We start from the raw sequence: 2,355 nt of genomic DNA on the forward strand, positions 1-2,355 counted from the left end.
GGACATGACGGTTTCCCTGTCATCCGGCTCTCCAGTGATCACGGCGTGAGTGATCGGGCCGTTCGCGCTTCGTGGATGCGGTCATGGCAGGCAGTGCAGGCCACGAGGGTCTTGCGCCGCCGGTCGAGCATGACGCGCACCCAGTCGGACGGCGGCCATCCGGCACGGGCGAGATCGGCAAGGGCTCGGACGTGATGCACCTGGACATCACCGGTGGCCCCGCAGACCTCGCATGTGTCCGCCAGGAGCCTGGTGATCAGCTCCTTCTGCGGATAGTCCACCCAGACAGGCCGACGGTCGACGACCTTCGCCGATCGCTGCTGCTGGAGAGGGATTCCACCGAACCGTGCCACCAGCGGCTGCCTGTTCTTCCGCTCGATGTGGGCCTCGAAGCAGACTCGGGGCCCGTTGGGTGTGTCGATCCTGGCCTTGTGCTTGGCGGCCATCTTCGTCACGGTCGAACGGTGCTTGGCCGCAAGGGTCTTGAGCATGGATGTCTCCATGACCCATTGCAGGCGGTGCAGCCGGAAGACGTCTCCGGCGAGCAGGTAGTACTGGACGATGCCCCGGTAGACGGCCCCGAACGTGGCGACGATCGCGTGATCGCTGCCGTTGGTCAGTTCCGTTCGCTTCGCGGGCTTGCCGCGGGCGAGGTAGGGCTCGCACTTGGCCTTGATCACGTCCCTGGGGACGCGAAGGGCGATCTGACCGTTGACCCTGCGGTAGCGGCCGGTCTTCTTCGTGTCGTTGTGCTGGGTCGTGATCTCGTAGCCGAGAAACCGCGCCGCCCGGGTTCGGGCGTGGGTGACCAGCGTCTTCTCCCGGGAGAGTTCCAGCTTGAGTTCGTCGCGCAGGAATTCCGCCAGGCGATGCTTGATCTGCTCGGCCTCGGCTTTCGGTCCGGTGAATCCGAGGAGGTGGTCGTCTGCGTAGCGGACATAGCGAAGCCTGCGATATGACGGGTCGTTGGGATCCGCACTCGGCAGGCTCACCATCCGCTGACGCAGTACCCGGGCCTGGGCCCGGTCGCCGCGCCGGCGGGATTTCGCCAGCAGATTCTGTAACTCCAAATACGCCGGGTTGCGAACCCGGCGCTCTCCACGGGTGTACTCCGGGATCAGAACCTTCTCGACGAACTCGTCCAGCCGGTGCAGATATATGTTGGACAGGATCGGGGAAGCCACTCCGCCTTGCGGCGCTCCGGAGAGCGTGGCTCCCCATTTCCAGTCCTCCAGGTATCCGGCTGTCAGCATGTTGCGCACCAGCCGCAGGAACCGCTGGTCATGGATCTTCTCGCCGAGGACCGACAGCAGGACCTGGTGATCCAGGCTGCCGAAGCAGTCGGCGATGTCCCCTTCGATGAACCAGGACGTCCCGGTCCAGGTGTGGGCCACCTCCCGCAACGCGGTGTGGCAGCCCCTGCGGGGACGGAATCCATGAGATCGGTCGGAGAACGTCGGCTCGTAGTACGCCTCCAAGAGCAGGCGGACCACCTCGCCGACGAGCTTGTCCGACCAGGTCGGCAGCCCCAGCGGGCGCGTGGTCCCGTTCTTCTTCGGGATGTGCACGCGCCTGACCGGCCGGAAGCGGTAGCGCTCGTGGCGCATCGCCTCGATGATCCGGTCGATCTTCCGCTGGGACATACCGTCCACGGTTTCCGGCGTGGCCCCGGGCGTCATCGCGCCGTGGTTGGCGTAGATGCGACCGTAGGCCAGCAGATACAACTGTGGGTTGAACAGTTGTCGATACAGTTCGCCGCACGGCAGATGGCGCCTGCCGCGCTCACGCAGGACACCCAGCACCGTTGCGGCGCTCTGCATTTCGCATACCTCCCCATATCCAGGTGTCCGAATCACCTGGCCCCCTTCGCCCTGCGGACGGATTTCCCGCCCTCCCCGGCCGGGCGTGACTCCGGCGACTACTACGGGGCCTCCGTCGCCATAGGACTCGCGTCCCGTAGGCGATCCCACGTTCGTCCCTGTCTATACGTTCTAGCGCGACTTAGGCGTCCCACTCATCTCCTTGAATGTCCTCGCTGGACATCGCTCCGAACCCCGGAAGTTGCACCAGGCCAACAATCGAAACCGGTGCAGGGTCGGCGTCGGTTTCAGCTGTCTTTCCGACGGATGGGAACTTGCATCTTCTGGAGATTGGGCTTCAAACAATCCAGTCTTCGCCATATCGCGCGGGCCGCCCGGTGCACCGTCCCTGGCAACTGGGCCCGGCCACCGGTTTCCTGACATGCTCTTGTCCCCTTCACCTTTCGGATCCAGGTGAGTCATCCGGCCCAGGAACCTCCTTCCAAGTTCCTCCCGGCTGAGCCGGGGATACAAACAGAGCGCCTCGTGGCGCACA

1 protein-coding gene is annotated in these 2,355 nt (G+C 64.8%); it reads right to left on the bottom strand.

Annotated elements, in window-relative coordinates:
* Positions 1-38: 38 nt before the first annotated feature.
* A complete protein-coding gene (locus ACWEQL_RS42180) occupies positions 39-1,820 on the bottom strand; it encodes a reverse transcriptase domain-containing protein (RefSeq protein ID WP_452156886.1) in 1,782 nt (593 codons plus the stop codon).
* Between the last annotated feature and the right edge of the window lie 535 nt (positions 1,821-2,355).

The sequence above is a fragment of the Kitasatospora sp. NPDC004240 genome (assembly GCF_053603215.1).

Bases quoted from the DNA above. Each gene is read 5' to 3' on its own strand.
- ACWEQL_RS42180 (WP_452156886.1), bottom strand. From the start codon at position 1,820: ATGCAGAGCGCCGCAACGGTGCTGGGTGTCCTGCGTGAGCGCGGCAGG.